This is a genomic window from uncultured Ruegeria sp. (genome assembly GCF_947500045.1).
GTDB lineage: Bacteria > Pseudomonadota > Alphaproteobacteria > Rhodobacterales > Rhodobacteraceae > Ruegeria.
Window position 1 is genome coordinate 18,910 of sequence record NZ_CANMQQ010000002.1, and the last position, 20,647, is coordinate 39,556.

General features: G+C 56.6%; 18 protein-coding genes. 7 read left to right on the forward strand and 11 right to left on the reverse strand.

Annotated elements, in window-relative coordinates:
• Positions 1-50 precede the first annotated feature (50 nt).
• The 8 genes from Q1B46_RS03500 to Q1B46_RS03535 form a co-directional block, all read right to left on the reverse strand.
• A complete protein-coding gene (locus Q1B46_RS03500) occupies positions 51-1,262 on the reverse strand; it encodes a saccharopine dehydrogenase family protein (RefSeq protein WP_299944768.1) in 1,212 nt (403 codons plus the stop codon).
• Between the two features lie 14 nt (positions 1,263-1,276).
• On the reverse strand, positions 1,277-3,166 hold the full coding sequence (speA, locus tag Q1B46_RS03505; protein WP_299944769.1) for a biosynthetic arginine decarboxylase: 1,890 nt from the start codon (positions 3,164-3,166) through the stop codon (positions 1,277-1,279).
• A gap of 101 nt (positions 3,167-3,267) precedes the next feature.
• Positions 3,268-4,356 carry a DUF1513 domain-containing protein gene (locus Q1B46_RS03510; RefSeq protein WP_299944770.1) on the reverse strand — a complete coding sequence of 363 codons (1,089 nt, stop codon included), beginning with the start codon at positions 4,354-4,356 and terminating at the stop codon, positions 3,268-3,270.
• 3 nt (positions 4,357-4,359) lie between these two features.
• Positions 4,360-5,370 carry an imelysin family protein gene (locus Q1B46_RS03515; RefSeq protein ID WP_299944771.1) on the reverse strand — a complete coding sequence of 337 codons (1,011 nt, stop codon included), beginning with the start codon at positions 5,368-5,370 and terminating at the stop codon, positions 4,360-4,362.
• 2 nt (positions 5,371-5,372) lie between these two features.
• On the reverse strand, positions 5,373-6,893 hold the full coding sequence (locus Q1B46_RS03520) for a di-heme oxidoredictase family protein (protein WP_299944772.1): 1,521 nt from the start codon (positions 6,891-6,893) through the stop codon (positions 5,373-5,375).
• Positions 6,880-7,365, reverse strand: a complete 486-nt coding sequence (gene bfr, locus Q1B46_RS03525; protein WP_299666311.1) for a bacterioferritin — start codon at positions 7,363-7,365, stop codon at positions 6,880-6,882. Before bfr ends, Q1B46_RS03520 begins: the two co-directional genes overlap by 14 nt.
• On the reverse strand, positions 7,313-7,606 hold the full coding sequence (locus Q1B46_RS03530) for a bacterioferritin-associated ferredoxin (RefSeq protein WP_299944775.1): 294 nt from the start codon (positions 7,604-7,606) through the stop codon (positions 7,313-7,315). Before Q1B46_RS03530 ends, bfr begins: the two co-directional genes overlap by 53 nt.
• A gap of 152 nt (positions 7,607-7,758) precedes the next feature.
• On the reverse strand, positions 7,759-9,027 hold the full coding sequence (locus Q1B46_RS03535; protein WP_299944778.1) for an imelysin family protein: 1,269 nt from the start codon (positions 9,025-9,027) through the stop codon (positions 7,759-7,761).
• Positions 9,028-9,256: 229 nt separating this feature from the next.
• On the opposite strand from Q1B46_RS03535, the gene Q1B46_RS03540 reads away from it, so the two are divergent.
• Positions 9,257-9,796, forward strand: coding sequence for a DUF2796 domain-containing protein (locus Q1B46_RS03540; protein ID WP_299944780.1), 540 nt, complete (start codon positions 9,257-9,259; stop codon positions 9,794-9,796).
• Positions 9,797-9,802: 6 nt separating this feature from the next.
• Here the strand turns inward: Q1B46_RS03540 and Q1B46_RS03545 are convergent, their stop codons facing one another.
• Positions 9,803-11,113 (reverse strand): GH1 family beta-glucosidase, encoded by a 1,311-nt coding sequence (locus Q1B46_RS03545; RefSeq protein ID WP_299944782.1) that lies wholly within the window; start codon positions 11,111-11,113, stop codon positions 9,803-9,805.
• A 1-nt stretch (position 11,114) separates the two neighbouring features.
• Positions 11,115-12,146, reverse strand: coding sequence for a substrate-binding domain-containing protein (locus tag Q1B46_RS03550; protein ID WP_299944784.1), 1,032 nt, complete (start codon positions 12,144-12,146; stop codon positions 11,115-11,117).
• A gap of 218 nt (positions 12,147-12,364) precedes the next feature.
• On the opposite strand from Q1B46_RS03550, the gene Q1B46_RS03555 reads away from it, so the two are divergent.
• From Q1B46_RS03555 to ugpC, 5 genes are all read left to right on the forward strand, one after another.
• Positions 12,365-13,633, forward strand: coding sequence for an ABC transporter substrate-binding protein (locus Q1B46_RS03555; RefSeq protein WP_299944787.1), 1,269 nt, complete (start codon positions 12,365-12,367; stop codon positions 13,631-13,633).
• A gap of 68 nt (positions 13,634-13,701) precedes the next feature.
• Positions 13,702-14,709 carry a sugar ABC transporter permease gene (locus Q1B46_RS03560; protein ID WP_299944789.1) on the forward strand — a complete coding sequence of 336 codons (1,008 nt, stop codon included), beginning with the start codon at positions 13,702-13,704 and terminating at the stop codon, positions 14,707-14,709.
• Positions 14,710-14,720: 11 nt separating this feature from the next.
• Positions 14,721-15,869 (forward strand): carbohydrate ABC transporter permease, encoded by a 1,149-nt coding sequence (locus Q1B46_RS03565; protein WP_299944791.1) that lies wholly within the window; start codon positions 14,721-14,723, stop codon positions 15,867-15,869.
• A gap of 9 nt (positions 15,870-15,878) precedes the next feature.
• A complete protein-coding gene (locus tag Q1B46_RS03570; RefSeq protein ID WP_299944793.1) occupies positions 15,879-17,534 on the forward strand; it encodes an alpha-glucosidase in 1,656 nt (551 codons plus the stop codon).
• A gap of 3 nt (positions 17,535-17,537) precedes the next feature.
• Positions 17,538-18,620, forward strand: coding sequence for a sn-glycerol-3-phosphate ABC transporter ATP-binding protein UgpC (gene ugpC / locus Q1B46_RS03575; RefSeq protein ID WP_299944795.1), 1,083 nt, complete (start codon positions 17,538-17,540; stop codon positions 18,618-18,620).
• A 2-nt stretch (positions 18,621-18,622) separates the two neighbouring features.
• Here ugpC and Q1B46_RS03580 read toward each other — a convergent pair whose 3' ends face one another.
• On the reverse strand, positions 18,623-19,744 hold the full coding sequence (locus Q1B46_RS03580; RefSeq protein ID WP_299944797.1) for an aminotransferase: 1,122 nt from the start codon (positions 19,742-19,744) through the stop codon (positions 18,623-18,625).
• A 216-nt stretch (positions 19,745-19,960) separates the two neighbouring features.
• Between Q1B46_RS03580 and Q1B46_RS03585 the strand changes: the two genes are divergently transcribed.
• The gene (locus tag Q1B46_RS03585; RefSeq protein WP_299944799.1) at positions 19,961-20,347 is read left to right on the forward strand and encodes a carboxymuconolactone decarboxylase family protein; all 387 of its coding nucleotides are present in this window, start codon (positions 19,961-19,963) and stop codon (positions 20,345-20,347) included.
• Positions 20,348-20,647 lie beyond the last annotated feature (300 nt).

The following is a 20,647-nucleotide window of genomic DNA, read 5'->3' on the forward strand; positions in this document are numbered from 1 at the left end:
TCTGCCCCCGGACCCCCGAGATATTTTTAGCCAGATGAAGTTGAAGCGGATCAGAATTCGACGGGGCCTTCGAGTTCGTGGACCTGCCACGGAAGGCCGTGTTCGTTGAGCATGTCCATGAAGTTGTCCGGGTCGAGCTGTTCCATGTTCCATACACCCGGCTTGGTCCAGTTGCCTTTCAGAACTTGGGCAGCTCCGATCATGGCGGGGACGCCGGTGGTGTAGCTGACGGCTTGCGACCCAACCTCGGCGTAGCATTCTTCGTGGTCGCAGATGTTGTAGATGTAATAAGTCTTCTCGCCCGAGCCGTCCTTGGCCTGACCTGTGGCGATGTCGCCGATGCAGGCCTTACCCTTGGTTTCCGCACCCAGATCGCCGGGGTCGGGCAGCAGGGTTTTCAGGAACTGGATCGGGATGATTTCCTTACCGTCATGCATCACCGGGTCGATGCGCGTCATGCCAACGTTTTCCAGCACTTTGGCATGGGTGATATAGGCATCTCCGAACGTCATCCAGAAGCGGGCGCGCTCGATCTCGGGGAAGTGGGTCGACAGCGATTCCAGCTCCTCATGATACATCAGATACATGTTCTTCTGGCCGATGGCGGGGAAGTCGTATTCGACCTTTGTGGTCATCGCTGGACTGGTATGCCACGCGCCGTTTTCCCAGTGGCGGACCTCTGCCAGCACTTCGCGCAGGTTGATCTCGGGGTTGAAGTTGGTGGCAAATTCCTGATCGTTTGAGCCGCCATTGGCATCCAGCACGTCGATCTGGCGGATGGTGTCCAGTTTGTGTTTCTTCAGCCAGGTGGCGAAGACGGACGTGACGCCCGGATCGAAGCCCGAGCCGAGGATGGCGGTCAGACCGGCCTGTTTGAACCGCTCTTGATAGGCCCACTGCCAATGGTATTCAAACTTGGCTTCATCCTCGGGCTCATAGTTCGCGGTGTCGAGGTAGTGGATGCCAGCCTCAAGACAGGCATCCATCAGCACCAGATCCTGATAGGGCAGGGCAAGGTTCACGAGCAGCTCGGCGCCGGTGTCCTTGATCAGTTTGACCGTGTCTTCGACCTTGTAAGCGTCTAGCTCAGCGGTTGCGATATCAACACCCACGCGTTCCTTCACCGCTTTGGCGATGGTGTCGCATTTCGATTTGGTGCGACTGGCCAGAGTGATTTCGGTGAAGATGTCCGAATTCATCGCCATCTTGTGCACAGCGGCGTGGGATACGCCACCTGCGCCGACAACCAGTGTTTTTCCCATGGGGTCGTCTCCTTTTATTCGTAATAGGTGTAGCCGTTGATTGAGTCGCGATAGGCGCTCATCAGGGTTTTGCGGTCCTTGGCTTTCAGAGTACCGGTCGAGATCGCCTCGTCCACCATTTTACGGAAGGCGGCGACGCAGTCGTTGGGGTCGAATTCCACGTAAGACAGAACCTGACTGATCGTGTCGCCTTCCTGCTCGTGCAACAGGTCGAAGCCACCATCAGGGCGCAGATCGATGGTGACGACGTTGGTGTCGCCGAACAGGTTGTGCAGATCACCCAGCGTTTCCTGATAGGCCCCGACGAAGAAGACGCCCATCAAGTACTCCTGATCCTCGGGCAAGGAATGTACTGGCAGACTGGGTGAGACGCCATCGGCCAGAATGAACCGATCGATCTTGCCGTCGCTATCGCAGGTGATGTCGGACAGCACCGCGCGGCGGTCGGGTGTTTCGTTCAGGCCCTGCAGCGGCACGATGGGGTGCAATTGATCAATGGCCCAGACATCGGGAAGGGATTGGAACAGAGAGAAGTTGCAATGATAGATATCAGCGACTTTCTCTAGCTGATCATCCACATCTGTTTCCAGATCATCACTGGCGGCCAGCGCCTTGAGCCGGGCCATCAATGACAGATAGATGCGTTCGGCGCGCGCCATTTGGCGCAGGTCAACATAACCGCGGCGGAATAGGGCGCGCAATTCGTTGCGATAGAAGCCAGCGTCGTTCCAGCATTCCTGCAGGCGGTCTTTGCTGAGATAGCTGTGAACGGCGGCGAGGTCAGCGACCATGTGATGATCGTCCGGTTCAACCTCAGGTCCGTTGGGTGCGTCGTAGAGCGTAGTTTCCAGCACGTTGAATACCAACATCGAAGAGGTTGCCACCACAGCCCTGCCACTTTCGGTGACCAGCGTCGGGTGGGCGATTTCAGCCTCGTCCATGGCATAGGCCACAGTTTCGACCACGTTGGCGCAGTATTCCTCGACCGTGTAGTTTATTGAATTCTCAGCCGCTTTCTTTTCACCGGTATAGTCCACGCCCATACCGCCGCCCAGATCCAGATGGGTTAGAGGCACACCCTCGCGGGTCAGTTCGGTGTAATAGCGGCACGCCTCGCCCACGGCGCGGCGAACGTCGTTCACATCCTGCACCTGAGAACCCAGATGCGAATGCTGCAGCTTCAGGCAATGTAGCAGGCCTGCCGCTTTCAGCTTGTCCACTGTGGCCACAAGCTGGTCGGTGTTCATGCCAAAAGCCGACCGATCGCCTGAACTTTCTTCCCACTTACCGCTGATCTGGTTGGTCAGTTTCACCCGCACGCCGATCAGGGGTTCGATATTCAGTTCGTTATAGACCTCGATCACCGTGTCGGCCTCTTTCGGGCTTTCCAGAACGATGACCGTGTTGAACCCAATCTTGCGGCTTAGGATCGCCAGCCGGATGAATTCGGCATCCTTAACACCGTTACAGACAATCAGGGCTTCCGAGGCCAGACGGTGCGCCAGAGCGATTACCAGTTCGGGCTTTGATCCTGCTTCAAGGCCGTAGTTGTACTGCTTCCCAAACTCGACGATCCGGTCGATCACCTGCGCCTGTTGGTTTACCTTGATCGGGAACACGCCGCGATATTTGCCGTTGTACCCCACACGGTCGATGGCTTGGCGGAAGCTTTCGTTCAGATGCGTAATCTCGTGTTCCAGATACGAGGTCACGCGCAATACCATCGGGGCCTTGATGCCCCGATCATCCAGATCGCTTAGAATACCCGGCAGGCTGATTGCATGGGCTTCGGGCACGATTGGGTTGCGCAGACCGATCTCGCCCTGCTCTGTCACCTCGATGAGGCCTTTGCCCCATTTCTCAACCCCGTAGATGGAATGCGGTGCGTCGGGCGTCTGTTTCAATCAAATCAGTCCTTAGCTTTGGATGCCAGTTTCGCGCCCGCCAATACGGCAGCGGTTTGATTCGTCCAAGTGTAATCTATGAAACAGGTTGCTGCTGAGAATTATCCAAAGGAACGGATCGGGATCAGATGGTTGTCCCACTGGCAATCCGATCGGGCAGAGATTTCAGCGCCTGCAGGGTCCAGGGCGCCAAATGCTCCAGTCCCAGTGGTGAATACCAAGCCTTTACTGCCACTACCTAGTCCGCATACATCTTTGAGCGCAAACGCCTCAGCGAATGCGCCGCTTGAGACGTCGAACCGATGCAATGCGTCGCCACGTGGGCATGTGATTGCAATTGATTGGCCATCAGCAGAAAAGGCAATGCTGCCTGCGTAACCTTGCAATGTGCTTTGATCCGCTTCTGGCGCCGATAACAAAAGCGGGTCTTTGCCCAGTGCGTGTAAGCCCAGCAGTGGGGGATATTCGGTCAGGCCGCCTTGCCATTGCATTGCAAAGCCCACAAGGCCGTCGCCGCGCACTGCGAGATGGCGGATCGAGTTTTTGCGCAACGCAGGCGGCAATTCCACCTGTGCCCGGATCGATCCCGAAAGGTCGATGTAAGACAGGTTAGGCTGCATCGTAGGCAGGTTTAGTTTGGTTCGGCCGGTGTCTGGGTGGGTCTCGATACCGCCATTGGCAATCACCAGTGTGTTGCCATCGGGCAGCAATTGCATGTCATGTGGGCCGGTGCCACCTGAAGAAAACTCTCCAAGCCGTTTGAAGCTGACCGCGTCCCAAACCCCGATCACGCCTTCCGCGGCTTCATAATCGTTTTCTGTTGTAAAGAACCGGGTGCCGTCGGCCGAAAAAGTGCCGTGACCGTAAAAGTGGCGGCCTTTCGGGGCCTCTAAAGGCCGGATGATGGTCCCGCTTTGACAGTCGATTACAATTGCAAACGTGCCGGGACGGCGGGCGAAGGCGACGGCTTGTGCCTTGAACGGATGCGCCGCAGCCGCGTGACCCCGGGCGGGCAACGGAATCGAGAACAAGATAACCCCTGCCTGATCGAGCCCGGAAAGCCGATAGCTGCCATCAGGGAACAGCGCGGCCGCAAGAAAGCTTGGTGCGCCGACAGACGCCCAGGCTGGCACGGGGGCAAGGCTAGCGGCGGCGGCGAGCCCTGCAATGAACCCTCGGCGGTTCGTCACGGATCAATCCCCATCAAGAGAATTGAACCCGGCGCTGATGCCAAGCGTCGGTCCAAGCTCGGCTGAGGCGATCTGGCGAATGTCATTGACCGACTGTTGCAGCGCTTCGACCCGGATGCGGCCTTGTGCTGTGCCAACACCGGCAAAGGCGGGATCGTCCAGTGACTGCGCACGGTCGATGGCCTGCGCAAAAGCGGCATCCAAATCGGCAGCAATTTCGGGGTGATCAAACGACAGCCGGGCGGCCAGATCACGCAGCGCAATCAGCGAAAGCTCTACATGGCGCAATGATCGCGCAGACCGGCGTGCTTCGGCACGGTTCGGACGAGGGCGCTCAAACGTACCCATTGGACGCCCTAGCCGCGTATCGGCGGTGAATTCGAGGCCTGTTGTCAGTGCCCTGAACAACTCCTGCATCGCTTCATCACCCGTGCGATAGGGGCTGTCGCCACCAGGCTGTGTCAGGTTTGGTGCGTAGGTTTGCCAGTCAGTGTTCATTGCTTTGGCATTTTGGTCGATATCGGTGGCAATGGCGCGGATCAGCGCGCAGCGATAGGCGGCGCGCCCCTGCTCGGCAAAGGCCTGATCGTAAAGCATCCGTTCCAGAGCCATGAAGCCACGCCCGGCAATCGAGGTCTCGGCGTAGGCTTCAGGGGTGTCTACCGCGGCGTCTTCAGATTCAATGTGTCGAGACAATGCTTTGGGTGTGAAGCCTTTGGTATCTGGCCAAAAGGCCATGGCAAAGGCTCGGTCGTTTGTCTCGGTCGGACCAAAACGTAAATGGCTGGCCAAAATCCAGCTATCGAAGGCTCTTCCGTAGGCTGCGCGCAGGTCATCTGATGCCGGATCACAATCAGTTTGTGCAGTGGTTGCCAAGGTTTCGGTTGCATTCGCTAATTGTGCAAAGCGTGGCAGTATGTGTGTTTCGGTTACATCCATCAGGATCGGCGCGCGGTCTTGTGCATAGGCAACCAAAGGCACCAAAATGGCAGTGAGATATGCAAGGATACGCATGGTCAAAGGCTCTCTAGAAATTGGATCAGGGCGTCGCGATCCGATTTGGGCATTGAGACTACTTTGTCTCGGGCAGCCTGTGCTTCACCTCCGTGCCACAAGATGGCCTCAAGCAGGGATCGGGCGCGCCCATCGTGCAGAAACTGGTTGTGGCCAGAGACCCGTTCCGTCAGGCCAATACCCCACAGGGGCGGTGTACGCCATTCACGGCCCGTAGCACGCGCTTCGGGGCGGTTGTCGGCCAGACCATTACCCATGTCGTGCAACAGCAGGTCGGTATAGGGCCAGATCAATTGGAAACTGTGTTCGGGTCGATCCGGCATCCTGTGGGTGACATAAGCAGGGGTGTGGCAGGATGCACAGCCGGAGGTGTGGAACACTTCTTTGCCACGCAGCACCATTGGATCACCGGTATCTCGGCGGGCAGGAACACCCAGATTGCGGCTGTAAAAGGCCACAAGGTCCATGCCAACTTCGTCAATCTCGAAACCGCGCACATCGTTATCTCCGTGCGGAGCGTCGATGCAGTTGACCTGCGCCTCGGTGCAATCACCGTATGGGGCAGGATAAAGCGGGCTTGAGATGCCGATATCGCCTGCAAATGCAGCGGATGACTGTTCCATCACCGTGGGCATTCCGGCCTTGTGACCAAAGCGGCCCATCATGGGCTCACCGAATTCAGCCGACCACACGATGTTGGGACGTCCTGAGATACCATTGCCATCTTCATCTTCGGGATCGGCATTTGCCAACAGATCTTCAACCGGAATGGATTCAAGCAACCCCAACCCAATCATTTGTGGGGCGACACGGGGGCTGAGCATCGCGTCGGGATGCAGCGGTCCGTAGCCAAGATTGGCAGCTTTGTACGCAGGACGGCGGAGCGAGGCCATTTCGCCATCGGACAGTTCAACCGGAATCTCTTCGTAGGTGATATCAAGCCGGTATTCCGCGGGGTGGCCCGCCAATGCGAAATCCTGCATCTGCGCGCCGTAATTCGGGTCGGGCAGGGTGGCGATGTAATCCTCAATCCCTGCAGGAGCATCTTCGGGGTTACCTGGAATGGAAACCCTCAGAAACATCGAAACCGCATTGTCACCCGGCCCGGTGGGTGTATGACCGCGCCCGTCCTTGATGTGGCAGCGCTGGCACGAACGGGCGTTGTAAAGCGGCCCCAACCCGTCGGAGGCCAGAGTGGAAGATGGCGACGAAACCCAGATCTTTTTGAACAACCCGTTGCCGACTTTGAAATCCAATTCCTGTTCAAAACTGATATTGGCAGACGGCTGGGAAAACGCGTCTGCGTCGGTGCGAACCCGAACGGTCGCGGCCCCTGCGGGCAATTCTTCGAACTTTTGCGGTGCACTGAAATCATTGGGCGCGGCAGTAACAGCTTCGATCCTTGCGCGTTCATCAGTGGTTCTGGGAAGGGTATTTAGGTGTAAGTCCCGCAGCTCAGTCGCCAGGGAAGGGGTGGCCGACAGTGCGGCCACCGATGCAAGGGCAAGTTTACTCGCCCTCATCCATTTTTGATGCGTTGAGTTGCGCATAATTGGCTTCGCCGATCCTTTCATAGAGGTCGAGCTGCGTTTCGAGAAAGTCGATATGTCCCTCTTCATCGGACATCAACTGCTCGAACAGAGCCATCGACACATAATCACCGGCTTCCCGGCAGTATTCGCGCGCTTCCTTGTAAAGTGCTCTTGCATCAATTTCAGCGGCCAGATCGCATTCAAGGGTTTCCTTGGGTGTCTGGCCGATCCGCAGGGGATCAAGTTTTTGCAGGTTGGGGTGACCTTCGAGAAAGATAATGCGTTCTATTAGCTTGTCCGCATGCCCCATCTCTTCGATGGATTCCTCGCGGCTTTTCTTGGCCATGTGGCCAAGCCCCCAATCCTCCTGCAGACGGTAATGCAGCCAGTACTGGCTGACCGCCGTCAGTTCATGCCGCAGAGAATTGTTTAGGTATTCGATGACTTTGGGATCGCCCTTCATGTGCTCTCTCCTGTGATGCTTCGGACCGTAATGTTCGAAGCTGCATGGGGACCTCCAGATTATCGCTGGATCGCATTGTGTCTAGGAAAAGCGGCATGCATCCGCCACAACCCGCTGATTTCCCAAGGGCATGATAAATCTTGCCGGGGGTAATTACGGTCTGCGGGTCGGCTGTTCGCATCCAGTCGATAGCGGCCCGGATGTCATGGTCAGAGATGTGAGTGCAGTGGCATATGATCATGGCTTTAGCCTGCTCAGGTATTTCTGATTTAAATAGTAGGTTATTCGACTAACGTCCAGCGACAAGAGGCAATTCTTCGTGACTGGACAGGCCGAAAGCGCAACTGAATCGCGCTTCCGGAGTGTTCGGGTGAGTGGGCCCAACCGATAAATCTAGTGGAACACCGCGTCAGGGTTATCCAGGCTGTCCGAGCCTTCGAATTCGAGCTGTTCGAGGTCCAGCACCGTCACAATGCGTTCAATGGTCTTGGTCTGATCAACCAGGCCGTTGACGCCCCCCATGATCAGTGCTTCGCCGCCCTCATTGCCGCGCTCCAGCATCTGGTCATAGGCAAAGCCCGCTTCGGCGGTTGATTTGATGCGACCCAATGCAAGCATGGTGTTTGCCAGCTTGGCTTTCATTTCGGCGTCCAGCGCTGGATCAGTTACAGCAACCAGTTCCGATAGCGACACGCCTGAAATCGGGGTCCCGTCGATGCGGGTATAGCTGCCCAGATAGACGTTCTGGATGCCCAGGCCATCATAGTAGTGGCTGTTGTGGGTGTTGTCGGCAAAGCAATCATGCTCTTCCTCGGGGTCATTCAGCATCAGGCCAAGGCGCATACGTTCTCCGGCCTGTTCACCGTAGGACAGCGAACCCATACCGGTCAGGATTGCGCTGACACCGGCAGTCTCATCCGCGTTGAGAGCAGCACGCGCTTCACCACCCTCGGCCCATTGGGTGGTCATCCACTCCAGGTCGCTGACCAGCAGATCAGTTGCGGCGCTCAGATACTGGGCGCGACGATCGCAATTACCGCCAGTGCAGTCATCACCTTGAACATAGTCGGTATAGGGACGGTTGCCCGCGCCTGCATTGTGGCCATTTAGGTCCTGACCCCATAGCAGGAATTCGATGGCGTGATAGCCGGTCGCGACGTTTGCCTCGATCCCGTCAGCTTCGTGCAGAGTGTCTGACAGCAGGGCCGGAGTAATTTCACCGGCGTCGATGGTCTTACCCGACAGCTCAAAGCTGGGGTTTGCGATGACGTTCAGCACAGCGAATTCGTTCTCGTCGCTGGGGCCACCGTACGAGGCGTCCACATAATCGATCAGGCCCTCATCCAGAGGCCACGCGTTGACCTTGCCTTCCCAGTCGTCGACGATGGCGTTGCCAAAGCGATAAACCTCGGTTTGCTGATAGGGCACGCGCGCAGCAACCCACGCGGCGCGGGCAGCGTTCAGGGTTGCATCCGACGGGTCGGCGATCAGCGCGTTGACCGCAGCCTGCAGTGTTTTTGCAGCAATCAGGCTGTCGTCATATTTGGCTTCCGCGATATTGGAGTACGTGTTCAGAACGTCTGCCTTGGACGGGGCGTCTGCAACAACGGCACTTGCGATACACAAGGTCAGCGCACTAGCCGCTGCGAATAATCTGGTCATTTGGAGCTCTTTCCTGCTGAACGGGAATCGGACCCCGCAGCGAAGCGGGGCAGATGCGAAAATAACTGAGTGATTTAGTCAACAAAGTCAACCTGACTTTTATTGTCGGATATTCAGCCATGCCCCGACCTCCCCATATCTAGCGGGTTCGGAGCCCTCGTGTAGCAATTGCACCCGGGTGCAATTGCACTAGAATAATATATGATTGTTTTGGTTAATGGTGATTGTAATGAAAAGCGTGGCTGTCCTTTTGGCGCTTCTGCCTGCCACTCCTATGGCGCAGAAACTGACAGAGATTGAAACTCATACTCATGGCGTAGGACGGGTGGCTATTTCATTCGAAAGCAATGAGTTCACCGGGATTCTCGCGGTTCCCGGGGCTGATATCGTCGGCTTTGAGCACGCTGCCGAAAATAAGGAAGAGCGTACCGAGGTTGCCGCCGCGATGTCGGACCTGTCCAAGCCATTGGAATTGTTCGAGGTGTCGCCTGATGCCGAGTGTGAAACGGCGACTGCAAATGTGGGTCTTGTCGGTGACGCCTTCGGGCAAGTTGACGACCAGACCGGTAATCGAACCGAGGTGCATACTGAATTCCAGGCGGATTACATGATGCGATGCCAGGAAATCCAGTTGGTGACATCGATCCGTTTCACGTATTTTGATGTGTTTTCTGGTGCCCAGAAACTAGAGGTCAACTTGATCTCAGCAGCCGGTGAGCGCAGTTATACGGTATACCGCGATGCGCCTGTATTGACCTTGGGCGACTAACGCGCCCTAGCTTCGAGACAGCGCATTTTTCAGCGCGAAATATGACGCCTTGGGCTTTCGCTCCAAGGTGTCGAAATCCACATCGACCAAACCAAAGCGTTTTTCGTAACCCAACGCCCACTCGTAATTGTCGAGCAGCGACCACACAAAGTAACCTTTGACCTGAACGCCATGATCCAACGCCCGGCGCACCTCGGCCAGATGACGATCAATATAGTCAATCCGGTCTTCATCTTGCCTGCGCTCGGGGCTCGCCATACCGTTTTCAGTGACATAGATGGGCAGGTCGCCCGTGTGGTCGCGTGCGGTGCGTATCAGGAACCGGGAAAGCGCAGCGGGATCAATTTCCCACCCCATCTGCGTTTTGGACAGGGGGCCGGGCACCTCTTTCAAAGCAGGCCACGCGGTGTCAGCACGCGTAATTAGCTTGCGGGTATAATAATTCAGCCCGCACCAGTCGACTGGTGTACCAATCGTGTCGAAATCGTCCTGCCAGCCCTGCGGTAAGTGAGGGGCCAACCCTTCCAAGACATTCGGGGGGTAAGCTTTGTTAAAAACACCACCCAGAAAGAACCGGTTATAAATTCCATCATAAAGTGCAGCTGCAGACTGCGCCTCGGGACTGTTCTCTGCGGGCTCTGACCATTCCAGATTAAAAACCGCACCCAGATTGGACATGCCCAATCCGCTCATAACCTCGATTGCCCGACCATGGGCCAGCAGGACATGATGCATCGCGCGCGCGGTTGCGCGGATATCGCGCAGACCGGGGGCGTGATGCCCCTCGAAATGGCTGAGCCAGCTTACACACCACGGTTCGTTGATCGGTGCCACGCTAAACATCCGATCGCCGATACGACCCATGATGATCTCGGTGAAGTCTGCGAACCAATTCGCGATATCCCGGTTCCGCCATCCGCCCAGATCGGCAAGCGGTGAGGGCAGTTCCCAGTGATACAACGTGGCGCAGGGCTTGATGCCGCGGTCCAGCAGCGCGTCGGTCAGGCGGTCATAAAAGTCGAGCCCCTGTGGATTGGCAGGCCCACGGCCCTCGGGTTGTACGCGCGCCCAGCTTGTCGAAAATCGATAAGCGTCGAAGCCTGCGTCCTTGATCAGATCCAGATCGGCCTCGAACCGGTTGTAGTGGTCACAGGCAATATCTCCGTTTTCGGCATTTGCGACGTTACCGGGCGTGGCCGAAAAACTATCCCAATGAGTTGCGCCAGCACCGCCCTGCGCATGCCCTTCGATCTGGTAGGACGACGTTGCCACACCAAACTGGAACCCTTGTGGAAAGTCTGATCTTTTATGCTTCATGTCAGGACCTTTGAGGCACCGGACCCGTCGAACTGCCCACGACCAGCTCAGCTTCCAGCAGGCGTGTTTTGGGCGGGTCATCCGGGGCGTTTATTCGATCGATCAGCATTTCGGCGGCAAGTTCTCCGGCGTGCCTGACCGAGGATCGTGTAGCAGTAAATATCGGCACATCCATGCCGTTGCGCATGTAGGACAGTTCATCATCATGGGCGATGACAGAGATATCGCGCCCCATCTTCAATCCACGCTCTTCCAGTGCGCGCCTGACACCAACCGCTGAAATGATTGATGAGGCAAGGATAGCCGTCGGAGGATCGTCCAGTTTCAGCATATCGCAGGCGGTTTGATGACCGTAAATTTCGGTCATCTCGGCGCTCCGCAACAGGTCCGGGTCGACCTCGATCCCGGCATTCGTCATCGCCGCCATGTAACCATTTCGACGGCGTCGGGCAAAATCCATCTCTTCGAGCCCGTTGATCAGTGCAATGCGCCGGTGGCCGAGATCGATCAGAAACTGTGTCGCCCTTTCGAATGAGCGCTGGTTGTTCACGTCGATCCAGTCGTAAGGCACATCTGCACAGGTCGAACGGCCATGTACGATGAATGGCACGCCCATTTGCGACAGTGCTGAGATCCGCGGCTCGATCACCTTGGGTCCCTGAAGCACGATGCCATCCACAACGCCTCGGTTGAACAGTCTGCGATAAGAGTCTTCAACTGAGGTATCAGGTGTGTGTGTGAACATCATGTCATAGTTATTCTGAGCATAGGTTCGCGCGGCCCCCGCCACGAAATCCCCGAAAATCGGATTGACCATTTCATGTTGGGAAGATGTGGGAATCACGTGTCCGATCACCATCGAGCGTCCGGTGGCCAGCCCTTTGGCGCGGCTATTTGGACGGTATCCGTGCTTGTCGGCGGCAGCCTGAACCCGGATGCGCGTATCCTCATTCACTTCGGGATAGCCATTCAGCGCACGGCTGACAGTCGTCTGTGAAAGACCGAGGATCTCCGAGAGTTTCTTAAGGTTCATGGCTTCCAAAGCGCCTTCAAAATTCTTCCTCTTATTGTTGTGTTGTGAAATTTCATCTCCGTCAACCTGTTTTGAAGGGGAGTCAAAATAATTATATTAATAGAGGTAACGGTAACGAAATATTGACAGCGCTCAAATGTTAGCGGATAACATCAGACATTCAAAGCGCTTTGAAAAACGATTCTCTTGGCGCTGAACTCAGTTGGGAGGAGAAGTTCATGAAACACTCGCTTTACGCAGGCGCGGCCACGTTCGCCCTGATGGCGGGCGCGGCGCAGGCCGACAAAGTGACCGTGTTCGGGCCCTGGCTTGGGCCGGACCAGGAAAATGTCGAAAAGGTTCTGGATGGCTTTGCCGCAGCGACGGGTCATGAATATGCCTATGTCGGTTCCGACAGCTTCGAACAGCAGATCAGAATTGATGCCGAAGCCGGGTCTGCACCAAACGTGGCTGTCTTCCCTCAGCCCGGTCTGGCGGCGGATATGGCAAAGTCGGGATTCTTGACACCGCTGAACGATGGCACTGGGGATTGGATTCGTGACAACTATGCCGCCGGTCAGTCCTGGGTTGATCTGGGCACTTATCCCGGTGCTGATGGCGATGATCACCTTTATGGCTTCTTCTACAAGGTCGATGTGAAATCGCTGGTCTGGTATGTGCCTGAGAATTTCGAAGATGCGGGCTATGAAGTGCCGACCACGATGGAAGAGCTCAAGGCGCTGACCGATCAGATCGTCGCCGACGGAGATACACCCTGGTGCATCGGTCTGGGGTCTGGCGGCGCAACCGGTTGGCCCGCGACGGACTGGGTCGAGGACATGATGCTGCGTACCCAGTCGCCCGAAGACTACGACGCATGGGTCGCCAACGAAATGAAGTTCAACGACCCCAAGGTGATCGAAGCCATCGAGGAATTCGGAGCTTTCGCTCGCAATGACGATTATGTTGCAGGCGGCGCAGGTGCAGTGGCAACCACGGACTTCCGCGATAGCCCAAAGGGCATGTTCAGTTCACCCCCGCAGTGTTACTTGCACCGTCAGGCGTCATTTATCCCTGCATTCTTCCCCGAAGGAACAGTGGTGGGTGAAGATGCTGATTTCTTCTACTTCCCGGCGTATGCGGGCAAGGACCTCGGCAGCCCGGTTCTGGGTGCAGGCACGCTCTGGGCGGTCACCAATGACAGCCCCGGCGCACATGCGCTGATCGAGTATCTGCAGACGCCCGAGGCGCATGAGATCTGGATGCAATTGACCGGTTTCCTGACCCCCCATAAAGGCGTCGACACCTCGTTGTTCTCGGATCCGACGCTGAAGAAGATGAACGACATTCTTCTGGGCGCAACCACATTCCGGTTTGATGGTTCCGACCTGATGCCGGGCGGTGTTGGTGCGGGTACATTCTGGACCGGCATGGTCGACTATACTGGTGGCAAGCCTGCCCAAGAGGTCGCCGACGAAATCCAGTCCTCCTGGGATGCGTTGAACTAAGCGTGTTTTAGATCGGGCGGTCTGCACATCAGGCCGCCCAAATCCCCCCTTTCGCAACGGAGAGCGTCATGCATCCGGCATTTCAAGGCCTGCTGACCATCGCCATCGGCGTGTCGGGCTGTGTGGGCTATTTCTATCTGTCAAACCAGGTTCTGGATAAGGTTCTGTTCCCTGCACGTGGTCCGAATGCGGGCCGGAATATCAACCGCGCCAACATGATCCGGCCCTGGCTATTCCTGTTGCCCGCGCTGCTCGCCCTGGGGCTGTACCTGGCCTATCCAGTCTTCGAGACGCTGCGCCTTTCGCTAACGGATCGCATCCCCGGAGGCGGTTACAAATGGGTTGGCCTCGACAATTACCGCCAGATGGCGGCAGAGCCCAAATTCTGGGAAGCCATGCGCAACAATATGCTTTGGCTGATCGTGGTTCCAGCGATGTCGACCGCATTTGGACTTCTGGTAGCGCAGCTCACTGACCGTATTCGATGGGGCAACGTGGCCAAGGCGCTGATCTTCATGCCGATGGCGATCTCGTTCGTGGGGGCCTCGGTGATCTGGAAGCTGGTCTATGACACGCGACCTGCGGAACAAGATCAGATCGGCATCCTGAACGCGCTTTACATCTTCTTTGGCGGCAACGATCCGCAGACATGGCTGACAATTCCGTTCTGGAACAGTTTTTTCCTGATGATCGTTCTGGTCTGGATACAAACCGGTTTTGCCATGGTCATCCTATCTGCCGCCTTGCGCGGCATCCCCGAGGAAACCATTGAAGCCGCCGTTCTGGACGGCGCAAACCCGTTCCAGATATTCTTCCGGATCAAGGTGCCGCAAATCAAAACAACCATTCTGGTGGTCTGGACGACGATCACCATCACCGTTCTCAAGGTATTCGACATCGTTTTTGCCATGACCAACGGGCAATGGGAAACGCAGGTTTTGGCCAATTACATGTTCGACAAGCTGTTCCGCGCCAATGACTGGGGTGTCGGGTCGGCTTCGGCCATGGTGATCATGCTGCTGGTGACACCGATCCTGATCTGGAACGTGCGCAATGCGCGCAAAGAAATGCAGTAGCGGAGGGCGGCATGAACGATATTGCAGGAACCAAACCGGCCCTCAGATGGGTGGTCCATGCCTCGGTCCTTCTTTTGGTGGTGCTGTGGGTTTTCCCGACACTGGGTTTGCTGATCTCGTCATTCAGGACGGCGGATCAGATTGCGACCAGCGGCTGGTGGAGATCACTGTTTCCGTCCGAGCAGAACCTGACCCTGCGCAGCGCCGCGCCCGAGACGCAGGTGCTTGAGAACGGGCTTTATGTGATCGAGGGTAATCTGTTTGACGCCGGTGTGACGGCCAAGATTTCGCAATGGGGCGTCAGCTCTCGCGCGATTGATGCATTTAAACCGGGTGAAACCGCTGAATTGCGCCGTGGTGGCGAGATCACCGTCGACGCCGATGGTAACTACCGCATGGAGAACACCGAAGAATTCTCGGGCAGTCGAGGTGCGCGTGTATTTGTCACCGCCGAGCTTCCACCCGAGTTTACGTTGGGCAATTATCACAAGGTGCTGCTGGCCGAAGACAGCACCGACAGCATGGGCAAGGCCTTCTTCAATACACTCACCGTGACGATCCCGGCGACGATCATCCCGATCCTTGTCGCCGCTTTTGCGGCCTACGCGCTGGCATGGATGGATTTTCCGGGTCGCGCCCTGCTGATTGCAGCGGTGGTCGGTTTGCTGGTTGTCCCTTTGCAACTGGCGCTGATCCCGCTGCTGAAACTTCATCTGAGCATTGGTATCCCCAAAGGATATCTGGGCGTCTGGCTTGCGCATACCGGCTTTGGGATGCCACTGGCGATCTATCTGCTGCGCAATTACATGGCCGGGCTGCCCCGCGATCTGATTGAAAACGCGCGGGTCGATGGAGCGACCGAGTTTCAGATATTCACCAAACTGATCCTGCCGCTCAGCTTCCCCGCGTTGGCCTCGTTCGCGATCTTCCAGTTCCTTTGGACATGGAACGATCTGCTGGTTGCCAAGGTGTTCCTGATCGATGCCACGGGTCAGACCACGGTAATGACCAACCGCATTGTCGAGCTGTTGGGCACACGGGGTGGCAACTGGGAAATCCTTGCCACGGCGGCGTTCGTCTCAATCGCTGTGCCGCTGGTGGTCTTCTTTGCAATGCAAAAATATCTGGTTCGCGGCCTGTTGGCCGGTTCCGTAAAATAAGGGCGTGTGATGAACGTGCAGAACAACCCAACACTTTCCAAATCAACCAAAGCGACATCGGACTGGTGGCGGGGCGGTGTGATCTATCAGATCTATCCGCGCAGCTTTCAGGACAGCAACGGCGATGGGATCGGAGACCTTAAGGGTATCACTCAGCGGCTGGGTTATATTGCCTCTCTGGGCGTTGATGCAATCTGGATTTCGCCGTTCTTTAAATCTCCGATGAAAGACTTTGGGTATGATGTCAGCGACTATCGCGATGTTGATCCGATGTTTGGCACGATGGCGGATTTCAGGGAGTTGTTGGATCAGGCGCATTCGCACGGCTTGAAAGTCATGATCGACCTCGTGTTGTCTCACACCTCGGATCAGCACCCTTGGTTTGATGAGAGCCGCGCCAACCGTGAGAACCCGAAATCTGACTGGTACGTCTGGGCCGATCCTAAGCCGGATGGGACGCCTCCTAACAATTGGCTGTCGATCTTTGGCGGTTCGGCCTGGCAGTGGGATGCACGGCGTCTTCAATATTACCTGCACAATTTCTTGACCTCGCAGCCGGATCTGAACTTCCATTGCAAGGATGTTCAAGATGCGTTGTTGGATGTGGCCCGGTTCTGGTTGGATCTGGGCGTCGACGGGTTCCGTCTGGACACGATCAACTTCTATTTCCACGACGCTCAACTGCGCGACAATCCTGGCCTTCCCATGGAGCAGCGCAACGCATCCATTGCGCCAATGGTGAACCCCTATAATCATCAGGATCACCTGTTTTCCAAAAGCCAGCCCGAGAACATCGCCTTCCTCGAACGCCTGCGTGCGCTGACTGACGAATACGAAGGCCGCGCCTGTCTGGGTGAGGTCGGTGACGCGCAGCGCGGGCTTGAGATCATGGGCGAATACACCAGCGGCGATAAGCGGATGCACATGTGCTATGCCTTCGAGTTTCTCGAAAAGCGAGCCCTTACAGCGGCTTATGCAAAACAGGTTTTTGATCAGCTAGAGGAAAAGGCGGGTGATGCGTGGCCCTGCTGGGCCTTTTCGAACCACGACGTTCAACGCCATGCGTCGCGTTGGGGTCTGGACGATGCGGCCATCCGGCAACACGCGGTTCTGATGATGTGCCTGCGCGGCTCCGCCTGCCTGTATCAGGGAGAGGAACTGGGTTTACCCGAGGCGGATGTGGCATTCGAGGATCTGCAAGATCCCTATGGCATTGAATTCTGGCCTGAGTTCAAGGGCCGTGATGGATGCCGCACGCCGATGGTCTGGGCTGCGCAGGATGAACAATCCGGGTTCAGTTCAAGCCACCCGTGGCTACCCGTCAGTTCCGCACAAGCTGAACGGGCTGTGGATAGATTAGAGCAGGATCCGCAATCGACGCTGCACCATTACCGCCGGGCGATTGCGCTGCGCCATACGCATTCGGCGCTGATGTCCGGGGCGCAGACCGGGATGTCACAGATAGGATCGGTTCTGACCTTCGCTCGCGAGGATGAGACCGAACAGGTGTGTTGCGCCTTCAACATGGGGTCACAGCCCGCAGAACTTGAGCTGCCCGGCGGCGACTGGCGTGTAATCGGGGAGGAGTTGGGCGGCGTTCGCGGGGAAGGCACAGTAACGCTGAACGCCGCTCAATTCTGTCTACTGGCTCGGGAAAAGAGGTAAATTATGTCGGAACTCAAACTCACGGATGTGGCCAAATCTTATGGTCCGGTCGACGTTCTGAAACATATCGATCTTGAAATCGAGCAGGGCGAACTGATTGTTTTTGTCGGTCCATCGGGGTGCGGTAAATCCACTTTGCTGCGGATGATTGCGGGCCTCGAAAAGATCACGGGCGGCACGCTTGAGATCGAAGGGCTGGTTGTGAACGATGTTCCGCCAGCACAGCGGGGCATCGCGATGGTGTTCCAGTCCTATGCGCTCTATCCACATATGACGGTACGCGAGAACATGGCCTTCGCGCTCAAGATTGCCAAGATGCCCAGTGCTGAGGTGGACGCCGCCGTGGACCGTGCCGCGCAAATCCTGCAGCTTGAACCATTGCTCGACCGTCTGCCCAAGGCGCTGTCTGGCGGTCAGCGCCAGCGGGTTGCGATTGGCCGCGCCATCGTGCGCGACCCGAAGGTTTATCTGTTCGACGAGCCACTCTCGAATCTCGATGCCGCACTGCGTGTGGCGACGCGGATCGAAATCGCACGACTCAAGGAAGCGATGCCAGATAGCACGATGATTTATGTCACCCATGATCAGGTCGAGGCGATGACGCTGGCCAGCCGTATCGTGGTTCTGGCCGACAAGGGGATCGCACAGGTCGGCACACCGCTGGACTTGTATGAAACACCCGACAATGAATTCGTTGCGCAGTTCATAGGCTCACCCGCCATGAACTTGCTGCCGGGTACTGTTACTGCCACCGGTGAGACGACGACTGTGACCTTGGATGATGGTGGTGTGGCGGTCTCCTCGGTCCCGACCGAGGCGGGTGATGAAGGCAAGACCGTCAACATCGGTATCCGGCCCGAGGATCTGGTGATGACCGAGGATCGCCCGATCTATTCGGGCATGGTGGACTTCACCGAGGCCCTGGGTGAGGTCACATTGCTCTATTTCGCAGCATCAGAAGGCCGAGAAGCGGCGATTGCAAAACTGCCGGGCGTTCAGCGCAATTTGCGGGGGCAAACCGTTTCGGTCACCGCTGTCCCGGACAAAGTGCATCTGTTCCACAACGGGCAGACGATGCGGCGTTAAGTTCAATCCAGCTTTGCGAGGAAATCGGAGACCTTCGTCAATCCTTCGAGAAGGATTGACGGTGTATTGGCGTACCCAATCCGAACACACCCTTCGAGCCCGAGCGCCGAGCCCGGTGTGAACATCACGCCGGTTTCCTGCAGCAATCTCACGCAGAATTCGCGCGAGGGCATATCGAGATCATAATGCAGCAGGGCGGTTGTGCCGGCTTTGGGTTTGACCCAACTGATTTTTGGTTCTTTCTCAACCCATTCTTCCAACAGGGCGAGGTTGCCGCGCGTGATGGCATGGCTGCGGGTCAAGACCTTGTCGTGATGTTCCAGCGCAAGTGCTGCGAAATGGTCATCAATCATGCCAACCGAGATCGTATCGTAATCGCGATGGATCGAAACAGCTTCGATCAGTTCTGGATCCGCCGCAATCCAACCCAGTCGCAGTCCCGCCAACGAGAACGCCTTGGACATGCCCGCTGTGGAAATCCCTTTCTCATAGAGATCCGCAATCGCGTCCGTCATGCCAGCGCCTTCTTGCCCGGTGCCGCGATAGACTTCGTCACATAGTAACCACGCCCCGGCACTGCGCGCGATCTCGACGATCTCAAGCAGGAAATCGCGATCCATTACCGCGCCGGTCGGGTTGTTGGGGTTGTTGATGGCGATCAGCTTGGTGTCCGGGGTTACAGCAGCGCGCAGTTCGTCTAGATCAGGCAGATAGGCGTTTTCAGCTCTCAGATGCACCTGTGCCACCTCGGCTCCGATGCTGGCAGGGATCGAATAGTGCTGCTGATAGGTCGGCACCACGGCCACCACTTTATCGCCGCGTTCGACCAGCGTCTTGTGGACCAGCATGTTGGCGCCGATCGTGCCGTGGGTGACGATGATGTTCTCGCGCTTTTGCTGGTCATACAGGCCACAGATCGCATCGCGCAGCCGATCCGAGCCCCGGATCGCGCCATAGGTCATCTTCATCCCCAGCAATCCGGACAAATCATCCGAGTTTCGCCCTGCAAGCTGCAAAAGCTCGGCTATGGTCAGGCTTTCGACGCAGGTTTCCGCAAGATTATAGGCGCATCTGGTTTCCCATTCGTCCATCCAGATTTCGACACCAAAGGGTTCGATCTTCATCGCGCTATCCTGCCTGCTTGAGCTTTTGCGCATCGTTCCCATGGCAAGGCAGCAAGGTCAACCTTGTCTGATCCGGCGCGGCAGGTAGAGGCAGGTGATCCAGATAAAAGGGGCGTAAATTTGGAACATCCGACCATGCACCCGCAAAAATGGATGCGTAACGCCGTGGATGGCGTATGAAGGTCAGATGAATGCCGGAAATAGAAGGACAAAAGCATGAGTGCATTTGACGAAGACCTGTTCCTGAAAGGTCTTGAGCAGCGCAAGGCAACGCTGGGATCAGAGTATGTTGAAAAGAATCTGGCCGCCGCCGACGACTTTACGCGCCCGTTTCAGGAGGCGATGACCGCCTGGTGCTGGGGCTTCGGCTGGGGTGACGATGTGATCGACGCCAAGACGCGTTCAATGATGAACCTATCGATGATCGGTGCGCTGGGAAAAATGCATGAATGGGAACTCCACTGTCGCGGGGCGATCAACAACGGCGTCACGACCGAGGAAATCCGTGCCATCATCCATGTTATCGGCATCTATTGTGGGGTTCCACAGGCGCTGGAATGTTTCCGCGCGGCGCGTAAGGTAATAGAAGAAAACGCGTCTTAGGGGATTGTCCCGAGGTTGTGCCCCGGGACAATCAGCCAAACCGCCATGCTGACGTGTTGGCAATGGTGCCTTTCCTTAGGAATGTGCGGGGCAAGTTTCTGACATCGCGACCTCACAAAAATTGGCGTGGCAAGACTGCGCCAGTTATCGGCTGCAAATAGGTCTGCGTTCGTAGACCAAACTTGCAGTTATCGCGTAGGCTGATGGTCGTCGTTTTCGAAATCTGCCTACGCGATACATCTATCATTCAATGAATCCTGCGCGGCAGCATGCACACGCATCTGGAGTTGCGTCGAGGTG

Excerpts from the sequence above, each read along its gene's own strand:
- Q1B46_RS03540 (WP_299944780.1), top strand. The coding sequence starts at position 9,257 with ATGAAAAGCGTGGCTGTCCTTTTGGCGCTTCTGCCTGCCACTCCTATG.
- Q1B46_RS03530 (WP_299944775.1), bottom strand. The coding sequence starts at position 7,606 with ATGATCATATGCCACTGCACTCACATCTCTGACCATGACATCCGGGCC.
- Q1B46_RS03565 (WP_299944791.1), top strand. The coding sequence starts at position 14,721 with ATGAACGATATTGCAGGAACCAAACCGGCCCTCAGATGGGTGGTCCAT.
- Q1B46_RS03585 (WP_299944799.1), top strand. The coding sequence starts at position 19,961 with ATGAGTGCATTTGACGAAGACCTGTTCCTGAAAGGTCTTGAGCAGCGC.
- ugpC (WP_299944795.1), top strand. The coding sequence starts at position 17,538 with ATGTCGGAACTCAAACTCACGGATGTGGCCAAATCTTATGGTCCGGTC.
- Q1B46_RS03545 (WP_299944782.1), bottom strand. The coding sequence starts at position 11,113 with ATGAAGCATAAAAGATCAGACTTTCCACAAGGGTTCCAGTTTGGTGTG.
- Q1B46_RS03500 (WP_299944768.1), bottom strand. The coding sequence starts at position 1,262 with ATGGGAAAAACACTGGTTGTCGGCGCAGGTGGCGTATCCCACGCCGCT.
- Q1B46_RS03560 (WP_299944789.1), top strand. The coding sequence starts at position 13,702 with ATGCATCCGGCATTTCAAGGCCTGCTGACCATCGCCATCGGCGTGTCG.
- Q1B46_RS03555 (WP_299944787.1), top strand. The coding sequence starts at position 12,365 with ATGAAACACTCGCTTTACGCAGGCGCGGCCACGTTCGCCCTGATGGCG.
- bfr (WP_299666311.1), bottom strand. The coding sequence starts at position 7,365 with ATGAAGGGCGATCCCAAAGTCATCGAATACCTAAACAATTCTCTGCGG.
- Q1B46_RS03570 (WP_299944793.1), top strand. The coding sequence starts at position 15,879 with ATGAACGTGCAGAACAACCCAACACTTTCCAAATCAACCAAAGCGACA.
- Q1B46_RS03580 (WP_299944797.1), bottom strand. The coding sequence starts at position 19,744 with ATGAAGATCGAACCCTTTGGTGTCGAAATCTGGATGGACGAATGGGAA.
- Q1B46_RS03535 (WP_299944778.1), bottom strand. The coding sequence starts at position 9,027 with ATGACCAGATTATTCGCAGCGGCTAGTGCGCTGACCTTGTGTATCGCA.
- Q1B46_RS03520 (WP_299944772.1), bottom strand. The coding sequence starts at position 6,893 with ATGAGGGCGAGTAAACTTGCCCTTGCATCGGTGGCCGCACTGTCGGCC.
- Q1B46_RS03550 (WP_299944784.1), bottom strand. The coding sequence starts at position 12,146 with ATGAACCTTAAGAAACTCTCGGAGATCCTCGGTCTTTCACAGACGACT.
- Q1B46_RS03515 (WP_299944771.1), bottom strand. The coding sequence starts at position 5,370 with ATGCGTATCCTTGCATATCTCACTGCCATTTTGGTGCCTTTGGTTGCC.